A 16,595-nucleotide genomic window follows, 5' to 3' on the forward strand; every position below is an offset into this window, starting at 1 on the left:
CTCCCCAGAGGTAAACCGCTTGTAGATGAGGGCCTGTATCAGCCCTCGATCTCGATCAGGATCTCGCCCGGTGTAACGCGATCGCCCTTGGCCACGTGGATGGCCACGACCTTGCCGGCGATGGCCGCCTGCACTTCGGTCTCCATCTTCATGGCCTCGGTGATCAGCACCGCCTGGCCGGCCTTGACCATGTCACCTTCCTTGACCAGCACATCGACGATGTTGCCGGGCATGGTGGTGCTGACGTGGCCTGGGGCACTGGCCTGCTTGCGCTTGCTGCTGCCGCCGCCGACGAACTCGTTGAGCGGCTCGAACACCACCTCTTCCGGCATGCCATCGATCGACAGGTAGAAGTGGCGTTTGCCTTCGGCCTTCACACCCACACCGGTGATGTCGACGCGGTAGGTTTCACCGTGCACATCGATGACGAACTCGGTCGGTACGCCTTCACCGCTTGGGGCGGCAGCCACACCGGCTTCCGGAATCGGCAGCAGGGCTTCCGGGGTCAGGGTGCCGGCTTCGCGCTCTTCGAGGAATTTGCGCCCGATATCCGGGAACATGGCGAAGGTCAGCACGTCTTCTTCGCACCGGGCCAAGGCACCGATATCGCCACGCAGCTTGGTCATCTCCGGCTTGAGCAGATCGGCCGGGCGCACGTCGATCACCTCTTCGCTGCCGATGGCCTGGCGGCGCAACTGCTCGTTGACCACGCCTGGGGCCTTGCCGTAGCCGCCCTGCAGGTAGAGCTTCACCTCGTTGGTGATGGTCTTGTAACGCTCGCCGGCCAGCACGTTGAAGAACGCCTGGGTACCGACAATCTGCGAGGTCGGGGTGACCAGCGGCGGGAAGCCAAGGTCTTCGCGGACCCGCGGAATCTCGGCCAGCACTTCGTTCATGCGGTTGAGGGCGCCCTGCTCCTTGAGCTGGTTGGCCAGGTTGGAAATCATCCCGCCGGGAACCTGGTTGACCTGCACGCGAGTGTCCACCGCGGTGAATTCGCTTTCGAACTGGTGGTATTTCTTGCGCACCGCGTAGAAGTACAGGCCGATTTCCTGCAACAGTTCCAAGTCCAGGCCGGTGTCGAACTCACTGCCCTTGAGCGCAGCGACCATCGATTCGGTACCTGGGTGGCTGGTGCCCCAGGCGAAGCTGGAAATGGCGGTGTCGATGTGATCGGCGCCGTTTTCCACTGCCTTGAGCTGGCACATGGCAGCCAGGCCAGCCGTGTCGTGGGAGTGGATGAACACCGGCAGCGACTGCTCGGCCTTCAGGGCCTTGACCAGTTCACCGGTGGCGAACGGCGTCAGCAAGCCGGCCATGTCCTTGATCGCGATCGAGTCGCAACCCATGGCCTCCATCTGCTTGGCCTGGTTCACGAAGGCTTCGATGGTGTGCACCGGGCTGACGGTGTAGGCAATGGTGCCCTGGGCGTGCTTGCCAGCGGCCTTGACCGCTTCGATGGCCACGCGCAGGTTACGCACATCGTTCATGGCGTCGAAAATGCGGAATACATCGATGCCGTTGACTGCCGCCTTGGCCACGAAGGCCCTGACCACGTCGTCGCTGTAGTGGCGGTAGCCTAGCAGGTTCTGGCCGCGCAGGAGCATTTGCAGGCGGGTGTTGGGCAGCGCGGCGCGCAGCTTGCGCAGGCGCTCCCACGGGTCTTCCTTGAGGAAGCGTACGCAGGCGTCGAAGGTGGCACCGCCCCACACTTCCAGCGACCAGTAGCCGACCTTGTCGAGCTTTTCGCAGATCGGCAGCATGTCTTCGGTACGCATGCGGGTGGCCAGCAAGGACTGGTGGGCGTCGCGCAGGATCGTGTCGGTTACGTGAATTTTCTTGGACATTGTTATCTCCTCGTAGCGGCAAGCTTGAAGCTACAAGCTGCTAGAAAAAGCTGATCTGCTTCTACTTGCAGCTTGCCGCTCACAGCTTGCTGCTGCATTCATAGGCCTGCGTGGGCGGCGATGGCAGCGGCGATGGCCAGGGCCAGCTCTTCGGGTTTGCGCTTGATCGAGTAGTTGGTCAGTTCAGGGTGGCTTTCGACGAAGCTGGTGTTGAACTGGCCGCTACGGAATTCCGGGTTACGCAAAATTTCCTGGTAGTACGCAGCGGTGGTCTTCACCCCTTGTACACGCATGTCATCCAGGGCCCGCAGGCCGCGGTCCATGGCTTCTTCCCAGGTCAGCGCCCAGACCACCAGTTTCAAGCACATGGAGTCGTAGAACGGTGGAATGGTGTAGCCGGTATAAATCGCCGTGTCGGTGCGCACGCCCGGGCCGCCAGGGGCGTAGTACCGGGTGATCTTGCCGAAGCTGGGCAGGAAGTTGTTCTTCGGGTCTTCGGCGTTGATACGGAACTGCAACGCGTAGCCGCGGTGGTGGATGTCTTCCTGCTTCACCGACAACGGCAAGCCTGAAGCAATGCGGATCTGTTCACGGACGATGTCGATGCCGGTGATTTCCTCGGTGATAGTGTGCTCCACCTGCACCCGGGTGTTCATTTCCATGAAGTACACCTCGCCATCGGCGAGCAGGAACTCCACGGTGCCGGCGTTTTCGTAGTCCACTGCCTTGGCTGCACGCACCGCCAGGTCGCCGATATAGGCGCGCTGCTCAGGGGTGAGCTGTGGGCTTGGGGCGATTTCGATGAGCTTCTGGTTGCGGCGCTGGATCGAGCAGTCGCGCTCGAACAGGTGCACCACATTGCCGAAGCTGTCACCGAGAATCTGCGCCTCGATGTGCTTGGGGTTGACGATGCACTTTTCCAGGAAGACTTCGGCCGAGCCAAATGCCTTGGTTGCTTCGGAAATGACCCGCGGGAAGTTCTGCTCCAGTTCTTCACGGCTGTTGCAACGGCGGATACCACGGCCACCGCCACCCGAAGTGGCCTTGAGCATGACCGGGTAACCGATGCGGTCACCTTCGCTCAGGGCTTCGTGGATATCGGCAACGTTACCTTCGGTGCCCGGGGTTACCGGCACACCGGCGGCGATCATGGTACGGCGTGCTTCGGTCTTGTCGCCCATGCGGCGAATCACGTCGGCGGCCGGGCCAATGAACTTGATCCCGCGTTCGGCGCAAATCTCTGCCAGCTCGGCATTTTCCGACAGGAAGCCATAGCCCGGGTGCAGGGCATCGCAACCGGTTTCCACCGCCAGGTTCACCAGTTTGCGCGGGTTCAGGTACCCGGCCAGCGGCTCGGCACCAATGCTGTGCGCCTCGTCGGCACGCTTGACGTGCAGGGCGTGGCGGTCGGCGTCGGAATAGATCGCTACCGAGCGAATGCCCATCTCGGCGCAAGCACGCACGATCCGAACTGCGATTTCACCTCGGTTGGCGATCAGGATTTTTTTTATCACTGGAGTCTTCCCAAAGCCGTAGGAACAGTCGAGCCGGTTCTACCGGTCGGCGCGTGACCAGACGTTGCTGGCCAGTCGCGTATTCACCCTAGCGCCATGGGTTGATAAACAAAAATCAATATTTGTTAGGGGCTGTATTAGCAAAAGCTTATAGTTGGGTAACAAGGTATTGCCGATGAGCCGACAACTATGCGTAAGTCCTTGATGCGTATGACTTTACGACAATTGCAGATCTTCAACGAAGTGTGTGATTTGCGTTCGTACAGCCGCGCTGCGGAAGAAATGGCGCTCACACAACCCGCCGTTAGTCTACAGATCCGGCAGCTCGAAGAGCTGATAGGCCAGCCACTGTTCGAGTACGTTGGCAAGAAGCTCTACCTGACCGAAGCAGCCGAGGCCCTGCAGCGTGCCAGCCGGGATATCTTCGGCCGGCTGGAGAGCCTGGACATGCAGCTGTCGGACATGCAGGGCTCATTGCAAGGTCAGTTGAAGCTGGCGGTCGAGTCCAGTGCCAAGTACTTCGTTCCGCACTTGTTCGCGGCCTTCAAGCAACGTCACCCGGAGGTCAACCTGACCTTGACGGTGGTCAACCGTGCCCAGGCCATTCGGCGGCTTTCCGACAACCGCGATGACCTGATCATCATGTCCATGGTGCCCCAGGACATGGGCCTGGAGTTTCTGCCCTTCCTCAACAACCCGATCGTGGCCGTGGCGCCGCCACAGCATCCGCTGTGCAAGCTGGAGCAGCTGCGCTTGCAGGATCTGGAACCTCATACCCTGCTGGTCCGCGAGCAAGGCTCAGGGACGCGCAAGGCGTGCGAGGAGTACTTTAAGGACAAGCGTGTGCATTTCACCCAGACCCTGGAAGTGGCGTCGGCCGATGCTCAACGCGAATGCGTGATCGCAGGTCTCGGGGTGGCGTTGCTGACCCGCCACGCGGTGAACCTGGAACTGGCCACCGGCGTGCTGACCGAACTGCCGGTGGAAGAGCTGCCCCTGTACCGCAGCTGGTGCGTGGTGCAGGCCAAGGCCAAGCGCCAGTCGCCGGTGGCCTTGGCGTTTCTGGCGTTCATCCGCGGCGAACGTGCGCTGATCAGCGGGCTTGTTGAGCGCTTTTCGGGGAGGCTGCCGCAGACACCTGCCACACCGTGAGCGCTTGCAGGTCTGGGTAGTCCGCCAGCTCGCGGAGTAATTGACGCTGGTCGCAATAGCTCTCGATCGCCCGCCGGTATTCCATGCGGCGCTGATCCTTTTCCTGCTGCTTGCGAGCCTTGGCGCTGGGTTGGTACGTACCGTCGAAGTCACGAGCCATTGCCTGTCTCCCAGATAGGATGCGGGAGTTTCAGACTGGCCTGGCAGGTTTACGGTTTAGCGGTGAAATGGTGACAAAACAGTGAAATCTGCTTTGCCGGTGCCGGCCGCTCCCACAGGCATTGCGCCAATTGCAAAAGGTGCACAGTACCTGTGGGAGCGGGCAAGCCCGCGAAGGGGCCGGCACAGACTGAATTCAGTCGTCTGTAGCCTTGATCGACTTGGGCGACAGACGCAGGCTACGCAAACTGCGTTTCACGCTTTTCAGGTGGTTGACCAGGCTCGGCCCACGCGCCATGGCCACACCCATGGCCAGTACGTCGATCACCACCAGGTGGGCAATGCGCGAGGTCAACGGGGTATAGATTTCGGTGTCTTCATGCACGTCGATCGCCAGGTTGACCGTCGACAACTCGGCCAGCGGTGTCTGGCTGGGGCACAGGGTAATCAGGTTGGCCCCGCTCTCACGTACCAGGTTGGCGGTGATCAACAGGTCCTTGGAGCGGCCGGACTGGGAGATACACACGGCCACATCGCCCGGCTTCAAGGTCACCGCCGACATGGCCTGCATGTGCGGGTCGGAATACGCCGCCGCGCTCAGCAGCAGGCGAAAGAACTTGTGCTGGGCATCTGCCGCTACAGCCCCCGAGGCACCAAAGCCGTAGAACTCCACACGCTGGGCCTGCGCCATGGCGCTCACCGCCTGCTGCAGCGCCAGCGGGTCGAGGTGCTCGCGCACCTCCATCAGGGTGTGCAGAGTGGTGTCGAAGATTTTCAGGCTGTAGTCGGCGACCGAGTCGTCTTCGTGGATGGCGAACTGGCCGAAGCTGGCCCCGGCGGCCAGGCTCTGCGCCAGCTTCAGCTTGAGGTCCTGAAAGCCCGTGCAACCGATGGCCCTGCAGAAACGCACGATGGTGGGTTCGCTGATACCTACGCTGTGCGCCAGGTCGGCCATGGAGCTGTGCATGACGGCAGCCGGGTCGAGCAGCACGTGGTCGGCCACTTTGAGTTCCGATTTGCGCAGCAGGTGGCGCGATTGGGCGATATGTTGCAACAGATTCACGGGCTGGACTCGGTTATGATCGGCTGGCCGGGTTGTAGCTTTCTTGTAGTTATACTACATGGACGCCAACCCGCCCAGTTAAACGAACGTGGAGAGTGGTGGTTTGACTATTCCTTGCGACATTCTGGTATTCGGCGGCACCGGCGATCTGGCCCTGCACAAACTGCTTCCGGCGCTCTACCACCTGTTCCGCGAGGCCCGCCTCAACCCTGCAGTACGCGTCATCGCACTGGCCCGCCGCAACCTGCCACGCAATGACTACCTGAAGCTCGCCGAGCGCCACTGCCGGGCACAGGTTGCCCGTACCGATTTTGACGAAGAAGTGTGGCAGCGTTTTTCCGCACGCCTCGACTACTTCCCCATGGACGCGTCACAGAGCGCCGATTTCGGCCGCCTGGCGCGCTACCTGGGTGAGCCAGGCGGGCTCACGCGCATCTTCTACCTGGCCACCGCACCCAAGCTGTTCGTCCCCATTGCCAACCACCTGCACACCGCAGGCCTGGCCGACGGCGAAGCACGCATCGTGCTGGAGAAGCCGCTCGGCCACTCGCTGGAGTCGGCCACCGCCATCAACGAAGCGATTGGCGCGGTGTTCGAAGAATTCCAGGTATTTCGTATCGACCACTACCTGGGCAAGGAAACCGTGCAGAACCTGATGGCGCTGCGCTTTGCCAACGCCCTGCTGGAGCCGGTGTGGCGCAACAACCAGGTCGATCACGTGCAGATCAGCGTGTGCGAAACCCTGGGTGTAGAGAACCGGGGCGGCTATTACGACAAGGCTGGCGCGATCCGCGACATGCTGCAAAATCACTTGCTGCAGTTGCTGTGCCTGGTGGCGATGGAGCCACCCGCGCAGTTCGAGGCCGAAGCGGTACGCGATGAAAAAGTGAAGATACTGCGCGCGCTCAAGCCGATCACTGGCCAGGACGTGCAGGACAAGACGGTCCGTGGCCAATACGGCCCGGGGCGCATCGGCGGCCAGGAGGTGCCGGCCTATTACTTCGAAAAAGACGTCGACAATGACAGCGACACCGAAACGTTCATCGCCATCGAGGCACACATCGACAACTGGCGCTGGGCTGGGGTGCCGTTTTACCTGCGCACGGGCAAGCGCATGGCACGGCGCTCGTCGCAAATCGTCATTCAGTTCAAGCCGGTGCCCCATGAGCTGTTCAACGGTGGCCAGGTGAACCAGCTGCTGATCCAGTTGCAACCAGAGGAACGCATCAGCCTGCGCATGATGACCAAAAGCCCTGGCAAGGGCATGCGCCTTGAGCCGGTCGACCTCGACCTGAACCTGGCCCAGGTTTTCAGCCAGACGCGCCGCTGGGAGGCTTACGAACGCCTGTTACTGGATGTGCTGGAGGGCGACTCCACGCTGTTCATGCGCCGTGATGAAGTAGAAGCCGCCTGGGCCTGGATCGACCCCGTGATCAAGGGCTGTGAAGAACACTTCCAGGCCCCACGCCCGTATGCGGCTGGCAGCAACGGGCCAGAGCAGGCTACCAGCCTGCTGGCACGCCATGGCAGGGTCTGGCATAGCTGAAAAGTTTCATGCTGTGGCTGGGCTGGGGCTTGTTGCACGCTCTGGTCGGAAGGCGCATTTCGCCCTTCGTACTAATGGAGCTGCAGACATGATCAACAGCAAGAGCTGGAAAGCCCAACATGACAGGATGCCCCCAGGGGCGCGGGTGCGGGTTGCAGGTACCGTGACCGTCGCCAACCCTGGCGTCGACCCCGTGCTGGTCAAGCGCGACGGGCAACCGGGTACCTTGGCCCTGGACCTGGAATTGAAATCGGAAGGCGGCAGCTTCATCCAGGTGTTGTGTGACAAGGAGGTGCATTTCGAGATGCCAACCGGCACTGAAGCCATCGCCAGCGTGGAAATTTTCCACGAAGGCACGCTGCTTGCCGAGATCGACGAAATCCTGATCACTGCTTGATTTCGCTGATAACCGCCACGTCGGCTTGCACGCCCGGCGCGGCGGCCTTGCGCATGCACCGTTCGGCGCTTGGGCAGGTGAGTATTTATACAGTACCATTTACCCCTTCCCTGCCGCGCCCTAGAATGGCCGGATGCACACAGACGACCTCTCCCTCCTGCTGAACTCCCTCAACGATGCCCAACGCCAGGCCGTAGCGGCCGCGCTCGGGCGTCAACTGGTGCTTGCCGGCGCCGGTTCCGGTAAAACCCGCGTGCTGGTGCACCGTATCGCCTGGCTGATCCAGGTAGAGCAGGCCTCGCCGCACTCGATCCTGTCGGTGACGTTCACCAACAAGGCCGCCGCGGAAATGCGCCAGCGGATCGAGCAATTGCTGGGCATCAACCCAGCTGGCATGTGGGTCGGCACCTTCCACGGCCTGGCCCATCGCCTGCTGCGGGCACACTGGCAGGAAGCGCGGCTGGTGCAGAACTTCCAGATCCTCGACAGCGACGACCAACAGCGCCTCATCAAGCGGGTAATGCGCGAGCTGGGCCTGGATGAACAGAAGTGGCCGGCCCGCCAGGCCCAGTGGTTCATCAACGGCCAGAAGGACGAGGGGCTGCGCCCGCAACATATCCAGGCCGGCGGCGATCTGTTCCTGGCCACCATGCGCGAGGTGTATACCGCCTACGAGCAGGCCTGCGAACGCGCCGGGGTCATCGATTTTTCCGAGCTGCTGTTGCGCGCACTGGACCTGTGGCGTGACCACCCCGGCCTGCTGGAGCATTACCAGCGGCGCTTCCAGCACGTGCTGGTCGACGAGTTCCAGGACACCAACGCCGTGCAGTACGCCTGGCTGCGCCTGTTGGCGCGCGGTGGCGCCAGCCTGATGGCGGTGGGCGATGACGACCAGTCGATCTACGGCTGGCGCGGCGCCAAGATCGAGAACATCCACCAGTACACCGCCGACTTCCCCGACGCCGAAATGATCCGCCTGGAGCAGAACTACCGCTCCACCGGCGGCATCCTCAAGGCTGCCAACGCGCTGATTGCCAACAACAGCGGGCGCTTGGGCAAAGAGCTGTGGACTGACCTGGGTGAAGGCGAACCCCTGACCCTGTACGCGGCCTACAACGAGCACGACGAAGCGCGCTACGTGGTGGAAACCATCGAAGGCCTGATCAAGCAGGGTAACGCGCGCAACGACATTGCCATCCTGTACCGCTCCAACGCCCAGTCGCGGGTGCTGGAAGAAGCCTTGCTGCGCGAACGCGTGCCGTACCGCATCTATGGCGGCCAACGCTTCTTCGAGCGCGCCGAAATCAAGAACGCCATGGCCTACCTGCGCTTGATCGAAGGCCGTGGCAACGATGCCGCACTGGAGCGGGTAATCAACGTCCCCCCACGCGGCATTGGCGAAAAAACCGTCGAAGCCATCCGCGAGCACGCCCGCCACAGCCAGCTTTCCATGTGGGGGGCCATGTGCCAGCTGATCGCCGCCAAGGCGTTGAAAGGCCGCGCCGCCAGTGCATTGGGGGCCTTCATCGAACTGATCGAAGGGCTGGCTGCCAAGGTTGCGGACATGCCGCTGCATACCATGACCCAGACCACCATCGAGCAGTCCGGGCTGATTACCTATCACCAGGAAGAAAAGGGTGAAAAGGGCCAGGCACGGGTAGAAAACCTTGAGGAACTGGTCAGCGCAGCGCGCAACTTCGAATCCACCGAAGAAGATGCCGACCTCTCTCCGCTCTCGGCTTTCCTCGGCCATGCTTCGCTGGAAGCCGGCGACAGCCAGGCGGACGAACATGAGGACAGCATCCAGCTGATGACCTTGCACAGCGCCAAGGGCCTGGAGTTCCCCTACGTATTCCTGGTCGGCATGGAAGAAGGGCTGTTCCCGCACAAGATGAGCCTCGAGGAACCTGGCCGCCTGGAAGAGGAACGCCGCCTGGCCTATGTCGGCATCACCCGTGCGATGCGCCAACTGGTCATGACATATGCCGAGACACGCCGCCTGTATGGCAGCGAAACCTACAACAAGGTGTCGCGCTTCGTTCGCGAAATTCCACCAGGGCTGGTTCAGGAAGTACGCCTTTCCAACAGCGTCAGCCGCCCGTTCGGCGCCCCCAAGACAGCCACCAACAGCCACCTGTTCGACAATGCCAACATCCCGCAAACCGCCTTCAACCTCGGCCAGCGGGTGCAGCACGCGGTGTTTGGCGAAGGCGTGATCCTCAACTTCGAGGGCTCCGGCGCCCAGGCACGGGTGCAGGTGAATTTTGCCGAAGGCAGCAAATGGCTGATGCTGGGGTATGCCAAACTCGAGGCGATCTGACGCCTATGCCAGTACCGTTCCTTGCAGCGGCTGCCTTTTTGGGGGCGCGCTCAAGGGCGGTGGTGCCGGCGTTGTAACATTCAGGCAAAAGCTGGAAACATTATGTCGCTGGTCATGTGCCCGGGAACCTGTGCACCATGACGCGCGTGCAATCCACAACAGGGGATATCCCAATTATGCAACGTTTTCTTAGCATCGCACTGGCGCTTTGCGTCGGCCTGACGCTGAGCCTGGACGCCAACGCCAAGCGTTTCGGCGGCGGCAAGAGCTCGGGCTCCGCGCCTATTCACCAGACCCGCCAGGCCACACCAACCGCGCCAGCCGCCGCGCCGACCGCTCCTGGTCGTGCCGCCCCGGCCGCCAGCGGTGCTTCGCGCTGGTTGGGCCCACTCGCTGGCCTGGCCGCCGGCGGCCTGCTGGCGTCCATGTTCATGGGCGACGGTTTCGAGGGCTTCCAGATCATGGACTTCCTGATCGTGGCGCTCATCGCCTTCCTGGTGTTCCGCTTCATTGCCGCGCGTCGTCGCCAGCAACAACCGCAAATGGCCATGCCAGGCCACGCGCCGATGCAGCGTGAAGCCCACGGCCAGCCTGCCCAGCCGTCGGTGTTCGGTGGTTCGGCCGCGCCTGCCGCCGCCCCGGTGATCAACGCACCTGCCTGGTTCAACGAGCAGAGCTTCCTGGCTGCCGCTCGCAACCACTTCCAGTCGCTGCAGCAGCACTGGGATGCCAACGAGATGGACAAGATCGCCGAGTTCGTCACGCCGCAGATGCTTGAGTTCCTCAAGCGTGAGCGCGCCGAGTTGGGTGATGGCTTCCAGTCCACCTACATCGATAACCTCGAAGTGCAACTGGACGGCGTCGATGACCGCCCAGACCGCACCGACGCCACCCTGACCTTCCGCGGCGTGTCGAAAAACTCGCGCTTCGACCAGGGCGAACTGTTCAGCGAAAGCTGGCACATGGTGCGTGCCCCAGGTGAGAACCAGCCTTGGCTGGTAGCCGGTATCCGTCAAAACAGCTAACCGCTGCGCGCCGTACCAAGAACCCCGGGCTTGCCCCGGGGTTTTTGCTTTTGTCAGAGTGGCCTACTAGGGTATAACGCGCAAAGTTGTCATCTAGGTCAGAGGAAGTGAACCGTGGAAGAAGTGATCGAACAACTCCGTGAAGCCAACGAGCCGGTGCCGGTACCTTTGGAGCTTCCCGATGAGGACCAGCTGGTAGAGATAGAAGAGCAGCTGTTCATCAACATTCCATACGTGTTCAAAGAGTTTTTGCTGACTGTGAGCGATGTGGTGTACGGCTCACTGGAGCCTGTAACTTGCACCGATCCACAGTCGCACACCTACCTGCCCGAGGTGGCGGCCAACGCCTGGGATGCGGGCGTACCGCGTGAGCTGATCCCGTTGTGCCAGGACGGCGCCAACTACTACTGCGTAGAGGAAGATGGCACCGTGGTGCTGTGGGATGCCGAGGAAGAGCTGGTCGGTGAGGACAGCTGGGAATCGGTGTGGCACTGGGCACGGGATGTGTGGCTGGAAAGCTGATCTTCCCCACCAATTCCGGTGCAGCGGCGCCTACAGGTACCCACAACGGCCAAGCGTGTGGTGAACCGGTAGGCGCCGCTGTCGCTGCGGCCGGGCGGCACTCAGTGCGAGTTCTCGCGGCTGTTCTCCAGCGTTTCCAGCAAGGCGATCTGCATGCGCGTGTGCACGCGAATGAGCCAGCGCCACAGCAAGGCCACCACCACCGCAGCGACCACGGCAATCACCAACAGCAATTCGTTGGTCGGCAAGATGCTCGCAGACAATGCCGACAACAGCAGGAAAATCACCAGTAACGACAACAGCGGAATCACTTCGGCAATCACTCGCCGCACCCGCTGGGTATGCCGCCCGGCCATTTCCGGCTTCACGCCCATCTCGGCCAGCAGCATCGACAGCGCCTTGAGCTTGCGGTAGGCCGCGATCAGGAACGGCAGCGACAGCAATAACGCCGCGCCCCAGATCATCGCCTTCTGCTGGCTGATGTCGCTGACCCATTCGCTGAGCCAGTTACCGATGCGCCCGGCAAAATAGCCGCCGCTGAAGAAGATCGCGATCACCAGCGCCAGGTTCACCCCAACCTGCAGGAGGATGCGCCGGATCATTGCCGCGAGCATGGCACCCTCGCCCTGCGGTTGAATGTTGCGCAACCACTCGCCATACAACGACAGCACCCGCGCCAGGCGCCCGGGCACGACATTGCCCAGCTTTTGCGAAAGCGGGTCGGCTGCGCGGATCAGGTAGGGCGTAAGCAGGGTGGTGATAGCCGATACGGCGACCGCCACGGGGTACAGGAAGTCGCTGGTTACCTGCAGGGTCATGCCCAGCGCGGCAATGATGAAGGAGAACTCGCCAATCTGCGAAAGCCCCATGCCCACGCGCAGCGAGGTACGCCCATCGTTACCGGCAATGAACGCGCCCATGCCACAGGACAACATCTTGCCCAATACCACCGCCAGGGTAATGACCACAATCGGCCAAGCGTATTCGACCAGCACCTGCGGGTCGATCATCAAGCCGATGGCGACGAAGAAAATGGCGCTGAACAGGTCGCGTACGGGTTCGATCAGGCGCTCGATCTTCAGCAACTGGCGTGACTCGGCCATGATCGCGCCAATCAGGAAGGCGCCCAGGACCATGCTGTATTCCAGCTTGACGACCAGCAGGCAGAAGCCGAAGCACAGCCCCAGCACGGTAATCAGCAACATCTCGTTGCTCTCGAACCGGGCCACGTAGGCCAGCAGGCGCGGCACCAGCAGGATACCGATGACCAGGGCAACGATCATGAACAACGACAGCTTGCCGACAGTGGAGAATACTTCCCCCGAGCTGACCGTGCCGCTGACGGCGATACCTGAGAGCAGGGCAATGATGCCAATGCCAAGAATGTCCTCGACGATGAGCACGCCAAAGATCAGCTGGGCAAAGCGCTCGTTCTTCATCTTCAGGTCGTTGAGCGCCTTGACGATGATGGTGGTCGAGGAAATGGCCAGGATGGCACCCAGGAACAGCGAGTCCATGGTGTTCCAGCCAAACCAGCGGCCGATCTCGAAGCCGATCCAGATCATCAGCACAATTTCGAGGAACGCCGCGATGAACGCCGTGGCGCCCACCTTGAACAACTTGCGCAGGCTGAACTCGAGCCCCAGGCAGAACATCAGGAAGATCACCCCCAGCTCGGCGAGGGTCTTGATGGTGTCTTCGTCGTGGATAAGGCCGAATGGCGGGGTGTGCGGGCCGATGATGAAGCCGGCGACAATATAACCAAGCACGACCGGCTGTTTGAGGCGGTGAAACAGGATGGTGACCACGCCAGCGACCAGCATGATGACTGCCAGGTCCTGGATGAAGCTGATGGCATGCATGGCGTGATACTCCTTTTCTCGTCTTTTATGAATGCCTGGGCAAACCGCTCCTCTGCCGGGGCAAACCTGAGCGAGCAGCAAGTACATACTGTATTGAATGCAGGAACGCCCATGGTGCATGGGCGTACTCAGGTTAACATCGCGATCGGCTGCAAAAAGCCGGCGCAATATGCAGAAACAGATCGGCTGGAAAAGCGCCGCTGATGGCATGATCAGCGTGACCGCTACGCCCCCGGCAACGTCCCGTAGCAACGAGGCAAATTCACAAGAGGGAAAACCCGTGTCAGCAGATCACCCCCTCCATTCGCCCGATTCAGCGCAACCTAACCGTGAGCACCTTATGGAACCTGGAAACGCCCAGCTGAGCATGACCGTCCTGATGACCCCGGACATGGCCAACTTTTCTGGCAACGTACATGGCGGCACCCTGCTCAAATACCTCGACGAAGTGGCCTATGCATGCGCCAGCCGTTATGCAGGCAGCTATGTGGTGACATTGTCGGTGGACCAGGTGATCTTCCGCGAGCCGGTACACGTGGGCGAGCTGGTGACGTTCCTGGCGTCCGTCAACTACACCGGCAATACCTCGATGGAAGTGGGCATCAAAGTGGTGACCGAGAACATTCGCGAGCGCTCGGTGCGCCACTCCAACAGCTGCTTCTTTACCATGGTAGCGGTGGACGACAATCGCCGCCCTGTGCCGGTACCGCCGCGTCAGCCGCAAAGCAGCGAAGAAAAGCGCCGCTTCCTGCAGGGGCAGCAGCGCCGCCAGATCCGCCAGGAACTGGAAAAGCGCTACCAGGACCTGAAAACCGACGCTATCTAAAACGCCAGCAACCGCGCTTCAAAGCGCACACGCGGGTGGGCAATGCGATCCTGGGCCCGTACCAGCTGCAGCTCGTAGCTGGCACAGGCCTGGGTTTCCAACAGCACTTCATGCACCGCGGCGGCAGTGAACTCGAATGCCTGCACCCAGCTGTCGCCCAGCAATACCCTGGCCAGGAACAGCCCGGAAGTCAGGTCGCCGACCCCCACTGGCTGACGCGGAAACGCCAGCAGCGGGCGCCGCAGGTGCCAGCAGTGCTGGGCCGTCACCAGCAGCATTTCGAACTGGTCCTCGCACCGCCCGGGGTAGGCCAAGTGCTTGACCACGACCACCTGCGGCCCGCGCTGCAGCAAGCTGCGCGCCATGTGCACGCAATCCTCCAGCGACTGCGCGCGGCGCCCACAGAAGCTGTCCAGCTCCAGCTGGTTGGGGCACAGGATGTCGGCCTTGGCCACCGCTTCGTCGAGCAGGAACTGGCTGACCTCTGGCGGTACGATGCACCCCTTCTCAGCGTGCCCCATGACCGGGTCACAGAGGTACAACGCCTTGGGGTTCACCGCTTTGATCCGCTGTACCCCGGCCAGAATCGCCCGCCCTTGTTCGGCACTGCCCAGGTAACCGGAAAGCACCGCATCGCAGTGCCCCAGTTCACCGATGTTGGAAATACCTTCGACCAACGCAGGAATTTGCGCTGGAGCAAGCACATCGCCCGCCCACTGGCCATACTGTGTGTGGTTGGAGAACTGCACGGTATTGAGCGGCCATACGTTGACCCCGATCCGCTGCATGGGGAACACCGCGGCGCTGTTGCCGGCGTGGCCGAACACCACATGGGACTGAATGGCGAGCAGGTGCGGAGTACGTTTCATGCGGGTGTTTTCCAAAGCTGTTTCAAAGAATGGTGCGCGACGCAGTATGAACTCGATTGTCACCTGTACGACAGGCCAGGGACGCAGTTAAGCTGGATCTACCTGTTTGGAGCATAAGCAAATGTTGACCCTGGAGAACCTGTTCGTCTTGATGCTGGTAGCCACGGCAGGCGCCTGGTTGTGGCACAACCATGGGTTGCGCGAGAAAGCCCTGGACCGAGTCAAACAGCATTGCGCCAAACTGGACCTCGAGTTGCTTGACGACGCCGTGGCGCTCAAGCGCATCGGCTTTGTGCGCGATGCCAATGGCCGCAAGCGCCTGGCCCGCATCTATGCCTTCGAGTTCACCGTCACTGGCGAGCAGCGCCACCCCGGTAGCGTGACACAGTTCGGTGCGCACAGCGTGCAGATAGAACTGGCACCCTACCCGTTCGAGATCAAGACCCCGCCGCGCACCGACAACGTTATCGAGATGCAGCAATGGCGCCAGGAACACAACCGCTGGCGAAACTGATCAGCTGATGCGGCACTCGCGCAAGCCGGCCTGCAGCGCCGGTTGCGACTGTGGCTGATCGAAAATCAGCTCGATGCGGCTGTCCCGGCGCCACTCGCTGGGCTGCCAGGCGGGCAAGCCCCCATCCAGCCCGTTGAAAGCCTGCCACCCCTCCGAGCTGTGGATAACCCCCTTGGCGCGTCGCCAGGGCAAATTTTGCAAGAACGTGCTTAGCCGCTGTGGATAAAACTGCTGGCTGGGGTGCCAGCGCCAGCCAATACTCCAACCACCCTCACCTTGCTGGGCCAGGCAGACCGGCTGGGTGGGGTCGGCCCAGACCGTACCTGTGGTTAGTTCCAGATTGTCGACAATCCTGAAGGCGGAAAGCGGGCTGTCAACAATCTGTGAAGGTGCCTGGGGTAGGCCACGAAACGCTACTTCACCCTGCACCGCCCACAGCACCCTCCTGTCGCTAAATTTATTACTTATCAACAACTTAGTTGATTCATCCACAGCCTCTGACTTATTCAGAATCACACATTCGCAGGCGTTCAACGCCTGCTGTTGCGCATCGGAAAGCCGCTGGTTGCGAACTACCGCTTGAGCATCCAAAACCATGACAAGTGGCTGAATTGTCAGCACTCCAGCCCATGGCGCTGCCTGCAGCTGTGCCTGCAATTGCAACGGGTGACCCAAACCTGAAGGCTCGATGAACAAACGGTCAGGGCGTGATTTGCGCAATAGACGCCCTAGCCCGACCTGAAACGGCATACCGTTCACGCAGCACAGACAACCACCGGCCACTTCACCAATGGCAACACCGTCTTCATCCCGGCTGAGCAACGCCGCATCCAGGCCAACCAGGCCGAATTCATTGATCAGCACCGCCCAGCGCTCATTGGGCGGCCGCTGCGCCAGCAAATGGCGGATCAGGGTGGTTTTGCCGGCGCCGAGCGGGCCGGCAATCACGTGGGTAGGTATGTTCTGCAGCATGGCCTGG

16 protein-coding genes are annotated in these 16,595 nt (G+C 61.5%); 9 read left to right on the plus strand and 7 right to left on the minus strand.

Features of this window, described 5'->3' with window-relative positions; all coding sequences use genetic code 11:
• Positions 1-38: 38 nt before the first annotated feature.
• Positions 39-1,847, minus strand: a complete 1,809-nt coding sequence (oadA, locus tag DMX12_RS03310) for a sodium-extruding oxaloacetate decarboxylase subunit alpha (RefSeq protein WP_029886450.1) — start codon at positions 1,845-1,847, stop codon at positions 39-41.
• Positions 1,848-1,945: 98 nt separating this feature from the next.
• A complete protein-coding gene (locus tag DMX12_RS03315) occupies positions 1,946-3,361 on the minus strand; it encodes an acetyl-CoA carboxylase biotin carboxylase subunit (RefSeq protein WP_009684483.1) in 1,416 nt (471 codons plus the stop codon).
• Between the two features lie 204 nt (positions 3,362-3,565).
• Here DMX12_RS03315 and DMX12_RS03320 point away from each other — a divergent pair, with 204 nt between their 5' ends.
• Positions 3,566-4,513, plus strand: coding sequence for a LysR family transcriptional regulator (locus tag DMX12_RS03320; protein ID WP_161891643.1), 948 nt, complete (start codon positions 3,566-3,568; stop codon positions 4,511-4,513).
• On the opposite strand, the gene DMX12_RS03325 is transcribed toward DMX12_RS03320, so the two are convergent.
• Both DMX12_RS03325 and hexR read right to left on the minus strand, forming a co-directional pair.
• Complete coding sequence (locus DMX12_RS03325; protein WP_110676219.1) at positions 4,455-4,673, minus strand: PA3496 family putative envelope integrity protein; 219 nt, start codon at positions 4,671-4,673, stop codon at positions 4,455-4,457. The genes DMX12_RS03320 and DMX12_RS03325 overlap by 59 nt on opposite strands.
• 195 nt (positions 4,674-4,868) lie before the next feature.
• Positions 4,869-5,735, minus strand: a complete 867-nt coding sequence (gene hexR / locus DMX12_RS03330) for a transcriptional regulator HexR (protein WP_009683527.1) — start codon at positions 5,733-5,735, stop codon at positions 4,869-4,871.
• Between the two features lie 103 nt (positions 5,736-5,838).
• On the opposite strand from hexR, the gene zwf reads away from it, so the two are divergent.
• From zwf to DMX12_RS03355, 5 genes are all read left to right on the plus strand, one after another.
• Positions 5,839-7,281, plus strand: a complete 1,443-nt coding sequence (gene zwf, locus DMX12_RS03335; protein ID WP_110676220.1) for a glucose-6-phosphate dehydrogenase — start codon at positions 5,839-5,841, stop codon at positions 7,279-7,281.
• An 88-nt stretch (positions 7,282-7,369) separates the two neighbouring features.
• Positions 7,370-7,678 (plus strand): hypothetical protein, encoded by a 309-nt coding sequence (locus tag DMX12_RS03340; RefSeq protein WP_110676222.1) that lies wholly within the window; start codon positions 7,370-7,372, stop codon positions 7,676-7,678.
• 133 nt (positions 7,679-7,811) lie between these two features.
• Positions 7,812-9,998 (plus strand): DNA helicase II, encoded by a 2,187-nt coding sequence (gene uvrD, locus DMX12_RS03345; RefSeq protein ID WP_009683531.1) that lies wholly within the window; start codon positions 7,812-7,814, stop codon positions 9,996-9,998.
• 176 nt (positions 9,999-10,174) lie between these two features.
• Positions 10,175-11,023, plus strand: coding sequence for a Tim44 domain-containing protein (locus DMX12_RS03350; protein WP_054904314.1), 849 nt, complete (start codon positions 10,175-10,177; stop codon positions 11,021-11,023).
• Positions 11,024-11,137: 114 nt separating this feature from the next.
• A complete protein-coding gene (locus DMX12_RS03355) occupies positions 11,138-11,545 on the plus strand; it encodes an SMI1/KNR4 family protein (protein WP_009683533.1) in 408 nt (135 codons plus the stop codon).
• Positions 11,546-11,646: 101 nt separating this feature from the next.
• Here the strand turns inward: DMX12_RS03355 and DMX12_RS03360 are convergent, their stop codons facing one another.
• On the minus strand, positions 11,647-13,407 hold the full coding sequence (locus tag DMX12_RS03360) for a cation:proton antiporter (protein WP_110676224.1): 1,761 nt from the start codon (positions 13,405-13,407) through the stop codon (positions 11,647-11,649).
• Between DMX12_RS03360 and DMX12_RS28915 the strand changes: the two genes are divergently transcribed.
• Positions 13,402-13,611: a hypothetical protein gene (locus DMX12_RS28915; protein WP_125854445.1), complete on the plus strand. Its 210-nt coding sequence runs from the start codon at positions 13,402-13,404 to the stop codon at positions 13,609-13,611. The genes DMX12_RS03360 and DMX12_RS28915 overlap by 6 nt on opposite strands.
• A 136-nt stretch (positions 13,612-13,747) precedes the next feature.
• Positions 13,748-14,233, plus strand: coding sequence for an acyl-CoA thioesterase (locus DMX12_RS03365; RefSeq protein ID WP_009683536.1), 486 nt, complete (start codon positions 13,748-13,750; stop codon positions 14,231-14,233).
• Here the strand turns inward: DMX12_RS03365 and pdxY are convergent.
• Positions 14,230-15,102, minus strand: coding sequence for a pyridoxal kinase PdxY (gene pdxY / locus DMX12_RS03370; RefSeq protein WP_110676227.1), 873 nt, complete (start codon positions 15,100-15,102; stop codon positions 14,230-14,232). The two genes, DMX12_RS03365 and pdxY, sit on opposite strands and share 4 nt — an antisense overlap.
• Before the next feature lie 121 nt (positions 15,103-15,223).
• Here pdxY and DMX12_RS03375 point away from each other — a divergent pair, with 121 nt between their 5' ends.
• Positions 15,224-15,616, plus strand: a complete 393-nt coding sequence (locus DMX12_RS03375) for a DUF3301 domain-containing protein (protein ID WP_110676229.1) — start codon at positions 15,224-15,226, stop codon at positions 15,614-15,616.
• Here DMX12_RS03375 and DMX12_RS03380 read toward each other — a convergent pair whose 3' ends face one another.
• On the minus strand, positions 15,617-16,588 hold the full coding sequence (locus tag DMX12_RS03380) for a GTP-binding protein (RefSeq protein ID WP_110676231.1): 972 nt from the start codon (positions 16,586-16,588) through the stop codon (positions 15,617-15,619).
• Between the last annotated feature and the right edge of the window lie 7 nt (positions 16,589-16,595).

Origin of the sequence: Pseudomonas sp. MB-090624 (assembly GCF_003205245.1) — a bacterium.
Classification (GTDB): Bacteria; Pseudomonadota; Gammaproteobacteria; order Pseudomonadales; family Pseudomonadaceae; genus Aquipseudomonas; species Aquipseudomonas juntendi.